Origin of the sequence: Peribacillus sp. AS_2, from assembly GCF_026891895.1 — a bacterium.
Lineage (GTDB): Bacteria > Bacillota > Bacilli > Bacillales > DSM-1321 > Peribacillus > Peribacillus frigoritolerans.
Map to the genome: position 1 here is coordinate 120,950 of NZ_JAPTGA010000005.1, position 19,014 is coordinate 139,963.

Annotated in this window: 14 protein-coding genes; 4 read left to right on the forward strand and 10 right to left on the reverse strand. The window is 39.1% G+C overall.

Features of this window, described 5'->3' with window-relative positions:
• Positions 1-11 precede the first annotated feature (11 nt).
• The 4 genes from OTG27_RS10770 to OTG27_RS10785 all read right to left on the reverse strand — a co-directional run bounded on the left by OTG27_RS10770 (position 12) and on the right by OTG27_RS10785 (position 5,962).
• Positions 12-1,355 carry an APC family permease gene (locus tag OTG27_RS10770; RefSeq protein WP_268936885.1) on the reverse strand — a complete coding sequence of 448 codons (1,344 nt, stop codon included), beginning with the start codon at positions 1,353-1,355 and terminating at the stop codon, positions 12-14.
• A gap of 232 nt (positions 1,356-1,587) precedes the next feature.
• Positions 1,588-3,207, reverse strand: a complete 1,620-nt coding sequence (locus tag OTG27_RS10775; RefSeq protein WP_268936886.1) for an amidohydrolase — start codon at positions 3,205-3,207, stop codon at positions 1,588-1,590.
• A gap of 33 nt (positions 3,208-3,240) precedes the next feature.
• The gene (locus OTG27_RS10780; RefSeq protein WP_268936887.1) at positions 3,241-4,581 is read right to left on the reverse strand and encodes an APC family permease; all 1,341 of its coding nucleotides are present in this window, start codon (positions 4,579-4,581) and stop codon (positions 3,241-3,243) included.
• 499 nt (positions 4,582-5,080) lie between these two features.
• Positions 5,081-5,962, reverse strand: a complete 882-nt coding sequence (locus OTG27_RS10785) for a MerR family transcriptional regulator (protein ID WP_191930194.1) — start codon at positions 5,960-5,962, stop codon at positions 5,081-5,083.
• A 426-nt stretch (positions 5,963-6,388) separates the two neighbouring features.
• Between OTG27_RS10785 and OTG27_RS10790 the strand changes: the two genes are divergently transcribed.
• Together OTG27_RS10790 and sigH are read left to right on the forward strand one after the other, a co-directional pair.
• A complete protein-coding gene (locus tag OTG27_RS10790) occupies positions 6,389-6,892 on the forward strand; it encodes a DinB family protein (protein WP_034312276.1) in 504 nt (167 codons plus the stop codon).
• A 609-nt stretch (positions 6,893-7,501) separates the two neighbouring features.
• Complete coding sequence (gene sigH / locus OTG27_RS10795; protein ID WP_268936888.1) at positions 7,502-8,152, forward strand: RNA polymerase sporulation sigma factor SigH; 651 nt, start codon at positions 7,502-7,504, stop codon at positions 8,150-8,152.
• A 232-nt stretch (positions 8,153-8,384) separates the two neighbouring features.
• Here sigH and OTG27_RS10800 read toward each other — a convergent pair whose 3' ends face one another.
• Positions 8,385-8,699, reverse strand: a complete 315-nt coding sequence (locus OTG27_RS10800; protein WP_063576343.1) for an iron-sulfur cluster biosynthesis family protein — start codon at positions 8,697-8,699, stop codon at positions 8,385-8,387.
• Positions 8,700-8,910: 211 nt separating this feature from the next.
• Complete coding sequence (locus tag OTG27_RS10805) at positions 8,911-9,819, reverse strand: LysR family transcriptional regulator (RefSeq protein WP_063576342.1); 909 nt, start codon at positions 9,817-9,819, stop codon at positions 8,911-8,913.
• Positions 9,820-10,135: 316 nt separating this feature from the next.
• Between OTG27_RS10805 and OTG27_RS10810 the strand changes: the two genes are divergently transcribed.
• Together OTG27_RS10810 and cysI are read left to right on the forward strand one after the other, a co-directional pair.
• Positions 10,136-11,953, forward strand: coding sequence for an assimilatory sulfite reductase (NADPH) flavoprotein subunit (locus OTG27_RS10810; protein WP_268936889.1), 1,818 nt, complete (start codon positions 10,136-10,138; stop codon positions 11,951-11,953).
• A 26-nt stretch (positions 11,954-11,979) separates the two neighbouring features.
• Positions 11,980-13,698, forward strand: coding sequence for an assimilatory sulfite reductase (NADPH) hemoprotein subunit (cysI, locus tag OTG27_RS10815; RefSeq protein WP_268936890.1), 1,719 nt, complete (start codon positions 11,980-11,982; stop codon positions 13,696-13,698).
• A gap of 740 nt (positions 13,699-14,438) precedes the next feature.
• Here the strand turns inward: cysI and OTG27_RS10820 are convergent.
• From OTG27_RS10820 to OTG27_RS10835, 4 genes are all read right to left on the reverse strand, one after another.
• Positions 14,439-14,981: a RidA family protein gene (locus OTG27_RS10820; protein WP_268936891.1), complete on the reverse strand. Its 543-nt coding sequence runs from the start codon at positions 14,979-14,981 to the stop codon at positions 14,439-14,441.
• 196 nt (positions 14,982-15,177) lie between these two features.
• The gene (locus OTG27_RS10825; protein ID WP_268936892.1) at positions 15,178-16,263 is read right to left on the reverse strand and encodes a Ger(x)C family spore germination protein; all 1,086 of its coding nucleotides are present in this window, start codon (positions 16,261-16,263) and stop codon (positions 15,178-15,180) included.
• Positions 16,260-17,351 (reverse strand): GerAB/ArcD/ProY family transporter, encoded by a 1,092-nt coding sequence (locus OTG27_RS10830; protein WP_268936893.1) that lies wholly within the window; start codon positions 17,349-17,351, stop codon positions 16,260-16,262. Before OTG27_RS10830 ends, OTG27_RS10825 begins: the two co-directional genes overlap by 4 nt.
• 18 nt (positions 17,352-17,369) lie before the next feature.
• The gene (locus OTG27_RS10835; RefSeq protein ID WP_268936894.1) at positions 17,370-18,896 is read right to left on the reverse strand and encodes a spore germination protein; all 1,527 of its coding nucleotides are present in this window, start codon (positions 18,894-18,896) and stop codon (positions 17,370-17,372) included.
• Positions 18,897-19,014: the final 118 nt, after the last annotated feature.

A 19,014-nucleotide genomic window follows, 5' to 3' on the forward strand; every position in this document is an offset into this window, starting at 1 on the left:
AGCTTCTATTTTTAAGCTTGTTCAATGGCAAGCTCAGGAGGCGGCTGTCTAAACATTTTTGTAAGGTTAAGAAGGTACACAAATCCGATGGCAAACCAAGTTCCTCCCAGTATTAACGAATAGATGTCTAACTTTATCCAAAAGAAACCTGTAAGAGAAGCACCAATTAACGGAATGATAAGGTACCGAATGGTCCCCATTAAGGAACGCTGCTTTTTTCGGAAATAATAGTGAGCGATAACCGAAAGATTAACGAAAGTAAAAGCGAATAATGCACCAAAATTTATAAGAGATACGGCAGTTGTAAGGCTTAAGAAAAGTGCGCTTAGAGCAACGCCTCCTATAATTAATATGTTGAAGACAGGTGTACGATATTTAGGAGAAAGATATCCAAATATTTTGGCAGGAAGTACACGTTCACGTCCCATTGCAAATAAAATACGTGAAGCACTTGTTCCTGACGCAATAGCTGATGAAAAACTTGACATGATTCCTTCAGCAAGCATATAACTTATCAAAAAGTTCCCCCCGATATACATTGCAATTTCCATATAGGCAGCTTCCGGGGCATTAAATGATTGGTAGTCTGGCCAGACAAGCTGTAAAAAGTATGAACCGATAAAATAATATAATCCACCAATGATCGTTACAAGATAAATGGCCCTAGGTATGGATTTTCGCGGGTTTTTCGTTTCTTCAGAAAGAGTTGTTACTGCATCAAACCCTAAAAAGGAAAAGCATAAAATAGGGATTATGGACATGAAGCCCGGCATATTTATATTTGAATCAATAAACGGGAGTATCGAAAAAAGCGTTCCTGCACCTTGACCATTTAAAAGCCCCTTTATTGAAAAAATGGTGAACAACGCAAGTGTTCCGAATTGCAAGAATAGAAGCCCCATATTAAGCTTAGCCGCTACCTTAATACCGAGAATATTTATAATCGTAACCGTGACGATAAAGAGAATAATCCAGACGTACATAGGAATTATAGGGAAATAGGCTTTCATTGCAATTCCTAACAATAGAGCACTGATCATTGGACTGAACATATAATCCAGGATGATGGTCCAACCTACGAGAAAACCAATGTGAGGACTTAGGGATTTTTGCGTAAACGTATAGGCTGCACCCGCATTTGGAAAGGCTTTGACCATTTGCGCATAGCTGTAGGCTGTAAATAGCATAACGATAAAGGCAACGATATAAGCAGTAGTGATCATCCCGTTCGTGCTATGAACAGCCACTCCATATGTTGAAAACAAAGTAGTTGGGGCCATAAAGGCCAAACCAAAAAACACAACATATTTTAATGGAAGTGAACGTTTAAGAGTTGGTGAGTTTGAATTATTCATATATCAGTCCCCCTATTTAAATGGCTGCATCATAGTCATTCTTTATTCCAATACCATACTGATTCTGCAAAGCAGACAATTCTCCATGCTCAACTTTTCTATAGTTTTTATTTTCCATAGAATGGTCTATTTTCTTATTGAATTTCTAAAAATAATAAGTTGCATATTAAGTAAACATTTGATGACAAAGATGTACATCCGCTAGTTGATCCTCTTATTCCGAATCGTTTACTTATCTTACTAAAGAACCGGCATAATCATAAACCACTTGACCGTCAACCATTGTTAACAGTACCTTTATATCTGGTATTTCTTCCACGAGCACTTCAAAGAGATTTCGTTCCAAGACGATAATATCAGCAAGTTTACCTGCTTCCAATGTCCCTAATTCCTGCTCTCTAAATGTACCGTAGGCTGGGCCACTGGTATAAGCTTTCAATGCTTCGGCAAGTGTGATGCACTCATGTGGATGCCATACCGTTTTTCCGCTGCTGTCGATTCTCGTTACCGCTCGATAAATTTGGAGGAGCGGATTCAAAATATCAATTGGGAAGTCCGTTCCAAAAGCCAGTTTCGCACCGGTTTTTTGCAAAGTATTAATCGAGAAGACATACTTTTCTCGTTCAGCACCAATTTGTTCGGTGTAAACACCTCTTTCAGACATCGCTAAGTGATCTGGCTGCATTGAGACCGTAACACCCAGCTCACTAAAACGATGAATATCATCTGGATGAATAACTTCAATGTGTTCAACGGAATGTCGTGAATCTCGTTTACCATTTGTCTTTTGCGCTTCCTCATAGGCATCTAAGGCAAGACGGATTGCTCCATCCCCAATCGCATGAAAACGAATGCTGAAGCCCTCTTTATCTGCAGCAACGACCCATTTTTTGATCGTTTCAGGAGGGAAAGACGTCTCACCGCGTGTTTCTGGTTGATCCGCATAAGGCTCGAGTAGATAAGCTGTACGGGCGGTAATGACACCATCGATAAATTGTTTAAGTCCCGACACACGGAGTTTATCCGATTGATATGTCTCTCGCAATTGTTTGGAGTGCCCAAGATCGCCATTTAATGCAGGCCATAAATGAATTCGCGTTGTTAATTTACCGTTGTCTTCGAATTCTTTGAAAACATCTAGTGATTCTATTGTCTTTAAACCATGTAAGTCATTGACAGCAGTCACCCCTAAGCTTGCTGCGTGTGCCAAGAAATTGTAGAAAATTACACTTTTTTGTGAATTTGAAAAATTAAAGGCATGGCGGATAACCGCATCCATTGCTTTTTCATATAAAATACCATTGGGTTCGCCATTTTCATCTTTTCCTATAATGCCATAGAAAGGATTTTCCGAATGACGAGTAATATTAGCAATCTCCAAAGCTTTCGTATTCACCCATGCATAATGGCCTTCAGCGTGAAACATGAGTGCCGGACGGTCTGGAAGAATATGATCCAATGAATGGCGAGTCGGTAATTGTTGTGTATCCCAATAACCTGCATCCCAAGTAAATCCGATTACCCATTGATTTTCCGGTTTTGATTCGGCGAATCTGCCAATCATATCCAGCGCTTCATCTTCTGAGCGAGCGGCGAACAGATTGACACTATTGAGGGCAACGGCACCTTGCATGATATGAAGGTGGAAATCATGGAATCCCGGCATAATTAATTGGTCTTTAAACTGATAGATTTTCGTGTGCTCACCTGCGCAGTGTTTAATTTCTTCCTCAGTACCAATCGCAACAATTTTGTTGTCCTTAATTGCAATGGAGGCGGGTTCAGGTTGGTCGGAAAGACCTGTAAATACAGTATTACTTGATATAATTACGTCAGCTACTTGTTGACTCATCATCAATCATTCCCTTCTTTTATAGCTCTATTATTAAGCTTCCTCAAAGGCAAGCTCAGGAGGCGGCTGCCTAAACATTCTCGTTAAGTTTAATAGATAAATAAATCCGATAAGAAGCCAAGTTCCACCTAGTATTAGTGAATGTTTATCTAGATTTATGAAAAACAATCCAATTAGTGCTGCTCCAATAAGCGGGATAATCAAATATTGAATCGTTCCTTTAAAAGATCTCTGTCTCTTTTGAAAAAAATAGTAAGAAACAACTGAAAGATTCACAAAGAAAAAGGCAAATAACGCACCAAAACTAATAAGTGATACAGCTGTTGTTAGATTTAAGAAAAGAGCGCTTAATGCAATCCCGCCAATGAGTAAAATATTGATCACAGGTGTCCGGTATTTCGGTGATAGATAGCCGAAGATTTTTTTCGGCAATACATTTTCCCTTCCCATCGCATACAAAATACGAGAGGCGCTCGTTCCCGATGCCACGGCTGAAGCTGTGGTGGAAGTTAGCCCCACTGCCACAAAGAAGCTCACAAAAATGTTTCCGCCGATATACATCGCGATCTCTAAATAGGCTGATTCAGGGTTAGTGAAAGAATGGAACTCCGGAAAAATTAGTTGTGCAAAATAAGAACTTGTGATAAATAAAAATCCGCCAATCATCGTTATGAAATAGATCGCTTTTGGCAATGTTCTCGTAGGATCCTTCGTCTCCTCTGACAGAGTAGTTACTGCATCAAAGCCTAAAAAGCTAAAACAAAGAATTGGGATAACAGATAGGAGAGCCGGTGCGCTAATTTCAGGATCATAAAAGGGAACGGTGGAAAATAATGTCCCTGTTCCTTTTCCTTCAAGAAGACCTTTAATGGACAAAATAAAAAATAGTGCAAACAATAAAAATTGCAAGAAAAGCATATACGTATTAAGTTTTGCTGCTAATTTAATGCCAAGGATGTTGACAGCAGTAATAATCATAATAAATAAAATGATCCAAACAAACATCGGAATAGATGGAAAATAAGCTTTCAATGAAATTCCGACGATTAGGGCGCTGATCATCGGGCTAAATATATAATCAATGATGATTGTCCAACCAACGATAAACCCTATATGTGGACTTATAGATTTTTGCGTAAACGTATATGCTGCTCCTGCTTTTGGGAACGCTTTCACTAATTGGGCATAGCTATAAGCTGTAAATAACATGACAACTAAAGCAATGGCATAAGCCGTTGGCATCATCCCGCTGGTGCTGTCTACAGCAACCCCATAAGTTGAGAAAAACGTTTTTGGAGCCATAAAAGCCAATCCGAAAAAGACGACATACTTCAAAGTAAGAGTACGTTTAAGAGTTGGTGAATTCGTATCCATTAATCAATCCTCCTTGTTAATTTTTTTACTAACGATCGTACACATTCATTAATGTGCACATAGTGAATAAGCGGATTATTCGGATTATTTAATTTAAAATTCCGTAAATTCAGTCAATGGAAAGGTTATTTGTCTGGATTCATTTAAGGATAACCAATATAAATAGTAACTACTTGTGAACGGATACAACTTGAGCTCTGACTGAATGCTTTTAACCATTTTTTCATAATTGCCTGTCCTCCAATCGGCGGCACAGAGGAGTTGGTAAAGAAGAGTAGCATAATGCAAGGAACAACAAGGCCTTGTCTTTTTGATGTCACACTTTTTAATAAAAGGTATCACTCCTTAGAAAAAAATGATTTTTCAAAATAATGGTTTGCTGTTTTCATTTAGGGATGCATCACTCCATTCATTATGTATAAATCCATTATAAAGTCTCGTCTAACACGAGAGTAAACAGTTGCGATACAAAAAAACAGCCTTCGAAATGATAATGCTTTCATTTCGAAGGCTGTTCACTTATTACTTTTTCTTGAATCGGAATTTGTATTTCATAATAAGCTTCATCATATTGATCGGTCAGAGAAACGTCAACCTGCATAATACGAAAGGCGTCACCGGTAATAATATAGTCATGAGTATCACAATAATGGAGTAGCTTTTTTAGCTGGGTTAGCATTTTCTCGCTTGTAAGTCCTCCATAATAGGAACATAAAAATAGCCCTTTTTCAATTTTTTTGGTAGGTTGCTCTGACTCCTCACCTTGAACAAGAATGAATGATTGAGATTGATAGTCACTTAGATTAGCGGAAAAGTCAGATGATTGACGAATTTCATCAAAATACTCTTTCTTGATGAAATCTCCAAATTTATTGCTGGCCAAAGCAGGGATGATTCCACCAATCTTGTTTTCGAGCTCCAAATATCCAAAATAAAGATTTTCTGTATCCGTCCAAGCTACCGATCTGTCTAGCTGGATGTATTCCCGTTCTTCAAATTGTTTTATCACGATATCCGAATTCCTGTAACTGTTTGTGAAATGTTCAATATTGTATAATCGTGTCATCAAAATATTATGGATACCTTGCAATTTCTTAATTTCTTCCTGTATATTAGCCATTGATTTTTGAAGTGATTGAACCGACTTTTTGACATTGCGATCCGTAAGAAACTGCTTGATTTCTTCTAAGGAAAACCCGATGCTCCTTAACTCTTTGATCGTTCCGAGAACCTCATACTGGGAAATGGAGTAATAACGATAGCCAGTTTCGGGGTCAATATGAAAAGGCTTTAGCAATCCAATTTTATCGTAATGGCGCAACGTATCTACGGTTACACCTCGCAACTTCGCCATTTCTCCTATACTAAGCTTATTTTGCATGGCTTTTCTCCTAACCAATACTGAATTTATATATATTAATAACATGATTTCCCCCTATTATAAAGTAGCGATTCCTGTTGTGTATAGCTAGTGGCAGGAATATTTGTAGAGCACGCATTAAATAAAATTGCAGTCACAAACTTAACGTCCAGTATTTGATTTAATCAGGGTTAACCATTTCAGCTCCTGAAATGGGTATACTTTTTTTAGACTTAAAGGATCAAAATGCAGAAGAGGTAGGTTCAACAGTTTTTCTTGAAGACTTGTAACCAAAACTTCCAGGCTTCCAGTACAAAGCAAAAGCAATGGTTTTCTAATTAGAATGGATATTATTTATTGCATGTTTAATGAGGAATTTGTAATGAGGGAACATATGTTTTATAATGTACTTTAAGTAATTATCCATCAAAATAGGGGAGGTATTATATGTATATTTCAATTTCAGATTTTATTAAAGAATGGAATAAAGAAGCCATACTCACTCAAAATGTATTGGATAGTTTGACTGATGAATCCTTAGAACAACAAGTTTATCCTGAAGGTCGCACATTAGGAAGAATTGTATGGCATTTCACGACGAATATTCCAGATTATCTAGCTCATTTCGGATTAAAGATAGACCGGATAGAAAGTTCGGAAAACGTTCCATCTTCAGCCCGCGAAATTGCCATCACTTTTAAAAATGTAAGTTCTCATGCAGCCAAAATTATTGAACAACAATGGACAGACGAATCCCTGGGACAAATACAAGAAGCGTTCGGAAGACAGGAAACAAATGCTTCCATCCTTATGGGGCTAATCAAGCATATTGTTCATCATCGCGGACAAGTTACGGTTTTGATGCGTCAAGCAGGAATTAAACCTTCTGGGGTTTATGGACCGCCAAAAGAAGATTGGATTCATTTAGGTGTGGAAAATCCACCGCTTTAAGGACTGATGAATGCTTAAGTTAGGATCTTCTACATACCGGGACATTGGCGAATAATTAAATCCAATACTCTATTTTATGACTGAGTTAATAATATGTTTTAGCATCCTTTGAAGGGTGCTTTTTTATTTTGCGAAAGAAGGGTTTAAATGAAATCAGCTAATATATTAGAGACGATGTTTTAAAGGCAACCCTTATTTTTCCATCTAAAGCTAATGAAGGTAGGATAGATTCGTTCTTCTCCTTTTGGTTAGGCTCTATTAAATCATTAGTGCAGAATAGTTCTTTAATATTATTATTATCATCATGCAATTGGTAAACCGCCATATGCTGAACCCTCGCCATAATTACCACAACCACCGGCACAACTATATCCGTCAAAGATCAGGAGTTAAACAAAACGACTATAATGACGAAATCTTTACCAAATCAATTAAAGCTGACTGAAAGTTTCTAGTTATAAATATCTGGATTTTGTTGAAAAATGTCGTTATTTGCGAATATCATTATCGTCATTTCTGAGATATTATAATATTGAATGCACTTTAATACATTGAAGTAATAATCCGTTCTTTATATCGGGGCTCAATTAAGTGAGTGGAGGAAAATAAATGAGTGTAATCATCGAGAAGAAACAAATGGAAAACTATACTCATATGGAAGATGCAATGTTGGTAGGGAAAATCCATAATGGTGATGAGGATGCACTGGACTATTTAATCAATAAATACAGATGTGTCGTTCAATCAAATGCATTGAAGTATTTTTTAACGGGTGGAGATAAGGAAGACGTCTTTCAGGAAGGGATGATTGGGCTATATAAGGCCATTCGAGACTACAAAAATTGCAAAAAGGCGTCTTTCAGATCATTTGCGGAACTGTGCATTACAAGACAAATCATAACGGCCGTTAAAGCGGCGATTCGCCAAAAGCATTCTCCCTTAAATAATTATGTTTCATTGTATATGCCTATCCATCAAGGGGAGTCGGAACAGGGTCTAATTGATCTAATCCCTGAACAGAGACAAAATGACCCAGTCACGATCTTAATAAAATCAGAAGAAATTTGTGATATTGAGCTAATTTTAACCGAAGTCCTTAGTGAGTTGGAAAGCAGTGTTGTGGACTTGTACCTGGAAGGAAAAACTTATTTAGAAATATCAAAGGAACTGAATGTTCAAAAAAAGACGATCGATAATGCACTTCAGCGGGTAAAAAGGAAGCTGGAGCGGCACCTCGAGTCCAGAAGAGTAGAAGAATAATAACAATCTTCTTTAAACTTTCGGTCTTTATTAATTTGTAAAATAACATTGAAACAATTAATAGAATAGATAAAAGTACTTATTAAAGCATTTTCCTGGTAATGGAGCAGTTAGTGCAGTGCTATCCTATGGGAAATAAAATCCCTCTAATTATCCTGCCGATAAAAAATTCTCTGAGTATAACCAAAAAAAGCCCAACTGAAACACATGGGCTTTTTACTATGTTCATTTTTTAATTCACTCTCTTCAATTGGAGATTATACCTCAATGTTTCATCGTCTGAATATAATTTGTATCCAAGTCCGTCACTGTAATTGAGGAAGACTTTATCCGGTAGATGCTTTTTAGACTCACTTGAAATTAATATGGGGATCCCATTAATTATGAATCTCTCATCATCTTCGTTCTTATTATCAATTTTCAATTCATGTTCCACATAAATTGAACAGCTCCCAACATAAATGGCTTCGATACGAACCCCTTCATTCTCTTTATAATTCATTTTTAATAGTTGTTCAATCGCTGCTTCTTTAATCTCAATATCCATGAAACCCGCTCCCATATTATTTTTTATCTATACATCCTCTATTCATTCTTATACCCAATTATTTGTAAGTTAATGTGCATAAGAATGTTTATTAAGTATAATAAAGCCGAAATTCCCGGTCATTTGGCTTATGTTGTTTAATAAAATCACAAATAAGTTCAAACACCATGTGTCAGTAACTCCATCTTTGGAATAGCTTTCTTTACAATGATCATCCTATCGGCTTTGCTTTCATGGGCCACTTTTTGTTTAATTCAGTTATAAAAGTCTTTACATTTTTTTTATCTTTCATAATAGGGGAATAGACATAAGAAAGTGTCCTGTTAAAGGATTCATCTTTTACCTGAATGATAGAAATGATTTTATTTTGTACATCCCTTTCAATGACACTTCGGGAAAGCAGGGCCAGCCCTGAGCCGTTTTTTATAAGTGTTTCTTTAATTCCTTGATTGCTGCTTATCGTGAGTATCGATTTAATTTTCAAACCATTTGAACGTATGACATGGTTAAGGTATTCTCGTGTACCCGATCCAACTTCCCTCGTTACCCATGCTTGGTCATGTAAATCAGTAATTTCCACATCGTCTTTATTAGCTAGTTCATGATTGTTAGAAGACACAATGAATAGCTCATCTTGCATGAATGGGTGAACAGAAAGCTCTTTTTCGTTAGTTTGACCTTCGATTAAACCAATATCCACTTTGTATAGCCGAACGGCTTGAACGATTTCTTCCGTGTTCCCAATTACCACTTGAAGTTCAAGTTCAGGATATTCCTCTTGCAGGTCGATGAGTAAAGAGGGAAGGATATACTCTCCTATTGTAAAACTTGCACCTATCTTTAATTCGCCCTTTATGGACCTATCGTGTTCCTGTATGTCTTGTCTGGTCTGTTCATAGATTGTGATCATTTGCTTGGCCCGGTCGTAAAGAATTTCTCCCGTTAAGGTGACTTTTAAAAACTTGGGAGAACGGAGGAATAATTTGGTTTGGAACTCTTCTTCTAATTTTTTAATATGCAAACTAACACTTGGTTGCGACATAAGAAGAATTTCTGCTGTTTTTGTAAAGTTCTTGACTTCCACAAGGGTCACAAATGTTTTTAGAGCATCATAGTACATAGAAATTTCTCCTTATTATTAATATTCTTAATAGTTATAATAAATTATATATATTTTACTAATGATGTACCTTCCAGTAAAGTTTTAATGAGAAACTTATTTTAGGAAGAGTATAGGCGGGGAAAGCTATTGTCCTTTGTTGCGTGCTATGAACCTATATAACTGTATTTTTCATTTTTTTTGCAGTTAAAACCGACTTGGTCTATAGGAGTAAACGAGTTAATTAATTTATGGATCGAAATAAAATATTTAAACCTACTCGTTATACATAATAATCAACTAAGATAAGTTAATATCCCTTTGTGAGGTGGAAATCGTGCAACTTCAGGTAAGTAACAGTCCCTTTAATCAAGAGCAAGCAGAGCTTCTTAACAGCCTGCTGCCAAGCTTGACCGAAACACAAAAAATTTGGTTGAGCGGTTATCTGACTGCATCTTTGTCAGTTTCGAACACAAGTTCAGCCGACGCCCCGGTATTGGAAGCTCAAAGTGGCGGGAAGGCAATATCAAAAGAAGTGACCATCCTGTATGGTTCACAGACGGGCAATGCTCAAGGGCTGGCAGAAAATGCGGCGAGTATGCTTGAGGGTAATGGCTTTCAGGTTACCATTTCATCCATGAGTGACTTTAAAGTCAACAATTTGAAAAAAATCGAAAATCTTCTGATTGCCGTTAGCACGCATGGAGAAGGTGATCCGCCGGATAATACATTGTCTTTCCATGAGTATCTTCATGGCAGGAGGGCACCAAGCCTTGAGGGTCTCCGCTATTCGGTATTGGGGCTTGGGGACAGCTCATATGAGTTTTTCTGTGAAACCGGAAAACAATTCGATAAACGCTTGGAGGAACTTGGGGGGACACGGTTATTTCCGCGAATGGACTGTGACCTTGATTATGATGAGCCTGCTTCCGAATGGCTGGAAGGAGTCATTTCCAGTTTAAGTGAAGGGCAAGTCAGTTCTGCTGCTGCAGTTCCCGAAGCAAAAGCTTCTGTAGGTGAAAAAACTTCTTATTCGAGAACGAATCCGTTTAAAGCGGAAGTGTTGGAAAACATAAATTTGAACGGACGTGGCTCCAATAAAGAAACTCATCATCTTGAGTTATCACTTGAGGGCTCAGGCCTTACATTCGAACCTGGTGACAGCCTTGGCATTTATCCGAAAAACGATTCGGATTTAGTGGATATGCTTCTTATGGAACTGGATTGGGATCCTGAAGAAACCGTGAAGGTCAATAAGCAGGGGGAACTTCGTCAGCTTAGGGAATCGCTCATCTCCGACTTTGAAATAACGGTATTGACCAAATCGCTCATTGAACAAGCGGCACAGCTTTCTGGTAATGAGGATTTAAAGGAGCTTTTAAAGCCTGGTAATGAAGAAAGGTTAAAAGAATATCGAGAAGGCCGCGATTTGCTTGATTTTGTCCGTGATTTTGGTTCATGGGGTGAATCGGCGCAAGAGTTTGTATCGATACTTCGGAAAATGCCAGCCCGTCTGTATTCGATTGCGAGTAGTTTGTCCGCCTATCCGGATGAAGTGCATTTGACAATCGGAGCTGTCAGGTATGAAAGTCATGGTCGGGAAAGAAAAGGGGTCTGCTCGATTTTATGTGCGGACAGATTACAGCCAGGGGACTTGCTGCCCATTTACATTCAGCATAACCAGAACTTTAAGCAGCCAAAGAACCCAGATACGCCAATTATCATGGTTGGACCGGGAACGGGAATTGCCCCATTTAGATCTTTTATCCAGGATCGCGAAGAATCGGAAGCGAAAGGGAAAACGTGGCTCTTTTTCGGAGATCAGCATTTCGTGACGGATTTCCTTTATCAAACTGAATGGCAAAAGTGGTTGAAAACAGGTGTACTTACGAAAATGGATGTGGCCTTTTCCCGCGATACGGATGAAAAAGTGTATGTTCAAGACCGGATGCGCGAGCAAAGCGGGGAATTATACGAATGGCTTCAAAAAGGAGCAGCTGTATACATTTGCGGTGACGAGAAAAACATGGCACATGATGTCCATAATACGCTTATTGAGATCATTGAAAAAGAAGGCAATATGAGCCATGCTGATGCGCAAGCTTATCTAGAAGATATGCAACAGAATAAACGCTATCAACGTGATGTGTATTGAAATTTGGAAGAAAAGGAGATTACAACATGGTGAACCCACTATTGAAAGCACCAGCAGGCCCGCCAAGTGATGTTGAGCAAATTAAAGAAAGAAGCGATTATTTGCGAGGTACACTTGGCAAAGTGATGCAGGATCGGATCAGCGCCGGTATTCCGGATGATGACAATCGACTGATGAAACATCACGGCAGCTATTTGCAGGACGATCGGGATCTGCGTAATGAGCGTCAAAAACAAAAACTGGAGCCTGCCTATCAATTTATGTTGCGTGTTCGCATGGCCGGCGGGGTTGCACAGCCTTCTCAATGGCTTGTTATGGATGACCTTGCCCAGAAATACGGTAACGGAACCTTGAAATTGACAACACGGCAGACGTTTCAAATGCATGGTATTTTAAAATGGAATATGAAAAAAACCATTCAGGAAATCCATGCTTCCATGTTGGATACAATCGCTGCGTGCGGAGATGTAAACCGAAACGTAATGTGCAATTCGATTCCATTTCAATCCGAAATCCATTCCGAAGTATATGAATGGTCGAAAAAATTGAGTGATTATCTATTGCCGCGTACAAGGGCGTACCATGAAATCTGGCTGGATGAAGAAAAAGTTGTCGCTACTCCGGAATTGGAGGAAGTCGAACCAATGTACGGAAAGCTTTATTTGCCAAGGAAGTTTAAAATAGGCATTGCGGTCCCGCCATCCAATGACATTGATGTCTACTCCCAGGATCTTGGCTTCATAGCTATTGTTGAAAATGGAAAACTTGTTGGCTTTAATGTGGCGATCGGCGGCGGTATGGGAATGACCCATGGTGACAAGGCGACATATCCTCAACTAGCCAAGGTAATCGGCTTTTGCCAGCCAGACAAAATACTGGATGTGGCTGAAAAAATCATTACGATTCAGCGTGATTACGGAAACCGGTCCGTACGGAAAAATGCCCGGTTCAAGTATACGGTAGACAGGCTTGGGCTTGAACCGGTAAAAGCTGAACTGGAAAATCGTCTAGGATGGAAGCTGGAGGAAGCGAGAACTTACCATTTTGATAATAATGGCGACCGCTATGGATGGGTAAAAGGCATGCAGGGTAAATGGCATTTTACACTATTTGTCGAGGGTGGCCGAATTGCCGATATCAATGATTACAAGCTGATGACCGGTTTGCGCGAAATCGCAAAGATCCATACGGGTGATTTCCGATTGACTGCCAATCAAAACCTGATCATTGCAGAAGTGTCAAGCCAGAAAAAGGAAAAAATCATAGAATTGCTTGAAACATACGGTTTGACGGATGGTGCACATCATTCTGCGCTCAGACGCAGCTCGATTGCATGCGTGGCGCTTCCGACATGCGGGTTGGCAATGGCCGAAGCAGAGCGTTATTTGCCGGTTCTGATTGATAAAATCGAGGCCATCGTTGATGAAAACGGCTTGAGGAATGAAGAAATCACTATACGCATGACTGGTTGCCCGAACGGCTGTGCCCGGCATGCACTCGGTGAAATTGGCTTTATCGGTAAGGCACCTGGTAAATATAATATGTATCTCGGTGCTGCTTTCGACGGAAGCCGATTAAGTAAAATGTACCGCGAAAACATTGGTGAAGAAGAGATATTAAAAGAGTTGCGTGTACTTCTTTCCCGTTATGCAAAAGAACGTCAGCAAGGAGAGCATTTTGGCGACTTCGTCATTAATGCTGGCATTATTAAAGAAGTGACGGATGGAACGAATTTTCATGATTGATTAAATCGAACGAGAGACAGGAATATTTTCCTGTCTTAGACTGCAGGCAAACTCGATGAAGACTCAGTTTGCCTGCAATTTTTTATTTAAAAAGTTTAGTTGATTTCAGAAATCCGCTCCCTTTCCGTCGACTGTCTGCCAAGCCTCCTCGGCGCAAGCGCCTGTGGTGTCTTGGTTAGCCAGTAATTCGGCAGGAGTGTCGCAAATTTCTTCAATCCAATGGGGATTACACTAAAAAACCATAACGACCGGTGCAGTTATCGACCTAAACCACACAATATTCGGCTGTTCACGCAAGGTATCTACCGTTCAGAACTTCACCTCACTATTCAGACTCCGAACCTCATTTTGTCTACAGTTTCATTAGGGGCTTGTATAATTTGGCCGTTGATTTCCGCTACAGGCACTCGCTTTCCGCGAGCGGTCAGTGGAGCTTCCTCGGCTAGCACCTGAAGGGTCTCCCTTGGATGCGATTTTCCCGCAGAAGTCTCGACCCGTCCCAATCAACTTTGTTATAACATTAGAGATAGAAACCATACGTCAGGAATTGAAGGTGTTCCTTGGGGTCAGTTGGTTCGGGAACATCATTTGATGAAGATCCGTTTTCCGAACATCTTTTGTCTATAAATTGAGAGACAGGAATATCTACCTGTCTCTTTTTTGTATTCAAAAGTTTTCCGGAGTGCAATGATAACTAACCATGGAACATCGATATTTTGATTCATGACCATACACATCTATCATGACTTGCTGTTATTTTTATAGGCTACTTCTGCTTCAATCTCAATGAGATAATCCGGCGAAACCAGACTTTGCACACCTACAGTGGAACGGGCTGTTTTCACTGGATTTTCCTTTGTATTAAAGAAAAGAGCGTAAGCATCGAACCAACCTTGATAGTCTGGTGTATTTCCCTTGTTTGGATCTGGCGCGACATACACACGCAGATAAGTTACATCAGCGAGGGAAAGTCCTTTTGTTTTCAAATCTGCTTTTAATTTCTCTAAGATTCCGATTGCCTGCTTTTCTGTATTGCCATATCTCTCATAAGTGGTTTTTCCATCCTTGTTTAAAAGAGGTGCAACTGTTCCGCTAAACAATAACCGGTTATAACTTTGAGGCACAGCAACTGAACTGGAAATCGCAGAAGTTGGGGACCCAAAGAAGGTCATTTTATCCGATTTCAATTCATCTTTTTCGTTACCTGCGGCAAATGAGTATCCTGCGATTAAACATATACTTAATACTAAGGCAGTGATGAGCGATTTCATAGGTGTATTCATATAGTCAGCTCCTGTTATTAATGTAACGACGATAGGCAGATAATCAGTTTCATTTATCCGGCTAACCACAATTTTTGCTGTTTCAAAATCATCTGCCAGCCATGCAGTTAAATAAATGGGCTGTTCACCAGCAATTTAAAATGAAAGTAGTTTTTCCGATCTGATGAAGATTTCTAAATGGCCTATCGACAATTCATCATTCTGAAACCCCTGTTTGGATGATGTTAACTGTAGTTTCTACATTAATGTCCATTGTCGGATAAATCTTTTTCCAATGTTCATAGGTCAATTTTTTATTTTTGGCGTGATATTTTTCCTTCAGTCCAATCGGATCAAGGGATTTTTTCTGAAAATCTTTCATAAGACGGTTTGCTTGCTTGGTTATATCAGCTTCCATTTCCTTTTCAATTTTTTTTATCATCTTTCTATTGGTAAGGTTTTCACTGCGCATGGATTCCTTGATTTGTCCTTTAATTTTGATCTTGATCGTGATCGAGGGATTTCTCTCTGAGCTGGATACCTCATAACTTGAACCGCTTCGGATACTTTCCACTACAATATCGCTTTCTTGCTTGTCTTTTAATTTGAATTTGTATATTCCGCGTCTATGATGTTGAACTAATGTTTTGAAAATGAACATATCATCCGTGGGGACTTTACTGACCATCTTATTTTCATGAAATAGGGCGGCTCCAGAAACCGAAACTTCATTATTAATTAATTTAAATAAAGGAAGATACGAATCGCCGCCATCTTCTAGAGAGTTTCCTAAAAAAAGATGGAGGTTAGTATCCGGTCCATTACCTGTTTCAATTTGTTGATTGATCAAACCTGATAAAAAAATTCCAATATTCACATTCGTATTTGGTGGTTTCGAATTTATGACATTCTTGACCTTTCCTTCAACGATGGCCAAAATGACCCTGTTTCCAAGTTGTGGTTCACGATAGAGATAATCGGTCAGTTCTGTCATTCCGATTTCCCGAACCATTTTCTCACTAAATAAAATAATGCGTGTCTGTCCAAGCAATACCGGCTTATCCGCTTTTTTGGAAACGACAGCCTGGACATCACTTGTTGTCGTCGATGTTCCGCTTAAGATTTGATATTTACCTATCATGTCCTGCTGGAAGATAGGGATGACGAACATTCCTTCGATAATATCATTCTTCATTATATCGTAGCCAATGGCCTGGGACATATTGACTTCATCCACCACTCTTGGCTGTGCACAGCTGCAAAGGAGGGGCAAAGCCAAGATAACAAGAAATAATTTTCTCATATACGTTTCCTCAGTTTCTTTATATAGATGATGACCAAAAGAAGAGGCAAGTATAAAGCAATAAAGAGTACGCCGTATGGATCGATTATTTTATGCAATATATAGAGGGAATCGATATCAAAAATAAATACATTGGTAAGCAGGATAATAATCGACATCCCCCATAATGGATACTTTTGCTGAACATTGAACAAGCGCTTGAAACCTCGGCTTGCTGACCAAAAGGCGATGGTCATGTTAGGTATGATAATGATGGCCCACCAAGAAACATCTATATATTCAAATCGCTGGATAAAGGGCAATTCGATAATGCTGGTCATAGACAATGTTGGCCATATAGTCAGTTCCAACTGTTTTTGTGAATAAAAAACAAGTGAAACCAAATAAACGAATTCGGTTATTAAGGTTGTCGTTAAGGCCCCCCAATGGGCATATTTTTGTGAAGTTTTGGCATTTTTGATGAACGGATAATACATCACGATCATTTCAAAACCAAGCAACGTCAATGAAGTACTTCTGGTTCCTTTCAATATGTCCAATAGAGTGTGGTGGAAAACAGGAAGCAAATTGGTGAATTCAGAGTATTTCATGGCATAGAATAGGACAAATAAAAGCCAGTATATCAAAATGACGCTTAAAAAGGCGATTCCTGTAATAGTCCGGAATCCTCCCGTATGAATATAATAAATCAAAACCAGGAAGACCACTGCAAACGCCCAAGATGGGACTTCTTCAAACATCCATACATGTATGACATTTATATAGCTAATCATGACCGTCATCCCAAGGATCAAAAAGTAAAGAACGAATAATAGGCTGAAGAAATTCCCTATCCATTTCCCGAATGCTTGATTATTTGCAGAAATGATATCGCCAGGAACGATACTGAAGATTTTATATATGACCCAAATCATTATATGAACGAACAGGCCGGCCAGAAGGATCGAAATCCAGCCGTCCGTTCCCGTTGTCTTCGCTAAAACTCTTTGAAAACTCAAAACGCCTACTCCTGTTTGCATGGAATGCACTAAAAAAAACACATAGAACGGTGACACTTTATACTTTTCATTAACACCAGCTTGGTTCATATGGGACCCTCATTTAGATCATTCATTAAAATCATTTTTTTTGATTCTTGCTTTTTTGGGCAGTGGCTGTCTGGCTCTATCATCTGGACGTAAATTTACAGGCCGCGATTTGAAAAGATTGAAAGGAAGCCGAACAAAGCTGTCTTTCCAATCTTGCATGCGGAATGGGTATATCGGTTCGAGGTACGGGTGTCCCATAGAAGTTAATTTGATAAGGTGGGTCATCAAAAACACGGCTGCTATGGTAATGCCCAGCAGCCCCCAAATTTGGGCCCCGATTAAGAAGGGGAACCGCAGCAGCCGTATGGCATTACCCATTTTATAAATGGGAGTAACAAATGATGCCAATGCCGAGAGGGCAACGATGATCAATAAGATATTACTGGTCAAACCAGCTACTACAGCGGCTTGACCGATAACGATACCGCCGACGATACCTAATGTCTGGCCTACCTTTGTTGGCAGCCTGGCAGCCGCTTCCCGTAATAACTCAATGGAGATCTCCAGGAATAATGCTTCGATCAATGGCTGAAAAGGTATTAAGTTCCTTGAAGTGACGATCGTTTCCAAAAGATCTTTAGGAATCAGTTCATAATGATAGGTCAGCACGGCTACATAAATGGGAGTGGCAAAAATCGAAAAAGCGACCGCGAATATTCTTAATAAACGGAAAGCGGATGCCGGAATCCACGGCATATTATAATCTTCCATGGTGATGAAGTATTCCAACAAAATGGTTGGAGTAATAAGTGCAGAGGACGACCTATCGATTAACAGGGCTACCTTGCCTTCAGCCAATGCACTTGCGATGCGGTCAGGCCTTTCCGTATTTAGAAAAAGGGGAAACAAGGTATTTGAATTATCATATAGCATTTGCGCGAGATAGGACCCGTCCAATATTTCATCAAACTCTATGTCATTGATCCTTTGTATAACATTATCAACATTTTCCTGATCAACGATCCCTTCTATCGATAAAACGGCCACTTTCGTTTTAGACAAGGATCCCACAGTCATTTCACTTACTTGCAATCCAGGGACAGGAAGCCTTTTTCTGACTAAATTCAGATTGATATCAAGATCCTCGACAAATGCTTCTTGAGCACTTATGATGCCAAATTCAAGTTCAGGTTTCTCAACTTGTCTCCCCTGTTGGGCCGCAACATTGATTAATAGGCATTCATCAAGATTTTCATCTAAACGAAGTGCAATTTCGCCTCTCATGATCCTGTCTTCAATTACAACCTTGGTACTGGTGATAAGAGTATTCTCAATAGGAACGTTTTCTTTTATTTGCTCCAAATTTATCGTTTCCAGAGTCGGTATGACAGAAAGAACACTTTCATGAAGTACCTGTGCATCGATCAACGAGCGATAAAAAGAGACCCAATAGCCTACGCCATTATATGTTCCTTGATGGTTAATGAAATCATTGGATGAAGATAGGGTATTGAATAGGTCCCTTACTTCCGAAACGTTATTTAATTCTTCATTTTTTTCATTTGGTTGATTTGGCTTTTTTTTGAACGTTCTGCGGTTAAACAATGTTGTCACCTCTGCACTAAAGCTTATAATCCTAGCATTTGCAATTTAATTACAAATTAACCATTTTGGTTGCTAATGTCGCTCGCTTCAGAAAGGAAATTCAATAAATAAATTGGTG

Bases quoted from the DNA above. Each gene is read 5' to 3' on its own strand.
- OTG27_RS10770 (WP_268936885.1), bottom strand. From the start codon at position 1,355: ATGAATAATTCAAACTCACCAACTCTTAAACGTTCACTTCCATTAAAA.
- OTG27_RS10775 (WP_268936886.1), bottom strand. From the start codon at position 3,207: ATGAGTCAACAAGTAGCTGACGTAATTATATCAAGTAATACTGTATTT.
- OTG27_RS10780 (WP_268936887.1), bottom strand. From the start codon at position 4,581: ATGGATACGAATTCACCAACTCTTAAACGTACTCTTACTTTGAAGTAT.
- OTG27_RS10785 (WP_191930194.1), bottom strand. From the start codon at position 5,962: ATGCAAAATAAGCTTAGTATAGGAGAAATGGCGAAGTTGCGAGGTGTA.
- OTG27_RS10790 (WP_034312276.1), top strand. From the start codon at position 6,389: ATGTATATTTCAATTTCAGATTTTATTAAAGAATGGAATAAAGAAGCC.
- sigH (WP_268936888.1), top strand. From the start codon at position 7,502: ATGAGTGTAATCATCGAGAAGAAACAAATGGAAAACTATACTCATATG.
- OTG27_RS10800 (WP_063576343.1), bottom strand. From the start codon at position 8,699: ATGGATATTGAGATTAAAGAAGCAGCGATTGAACAACTATTAAAAATG.
- OTG27_RS10805 (WP_063576342.1), bottom strand. From the start codon at position 9,819: ATGTACTATGATGCTCTAAAAACATTTGTGACCCTTGTGGAAGTCAAG.
- cysI (WP_268936890.1), top strand. From the start codon at position 11,980: ATGGTGAACCCACTATTGAAAGCACCAGCAGGCCCGCCAAGTGATGTT.
- OTG27_RS10820 (WP_268936891.1), bottom strand. From the start codon at position 14,981: ATGAATACACCTATGAAATCGCTCATCACTGCCTTAGTATTAAGTATA.
- OTG27_RS10825 (WP_268936892.1), bottom strand. From the start codon at position 16,263: ATGAGAAAATTATTTCTTGTTATCTTGGCTTTGCCCCTCCTTTGCAGC.
- OTG27_RS10830 (WP_268936893.1), bottom strand. From the start codon at position 17,351: ATGAACCAAGCTGGTGTTAATGAAAAGTATAAAGTGTCACCGTTCTAT.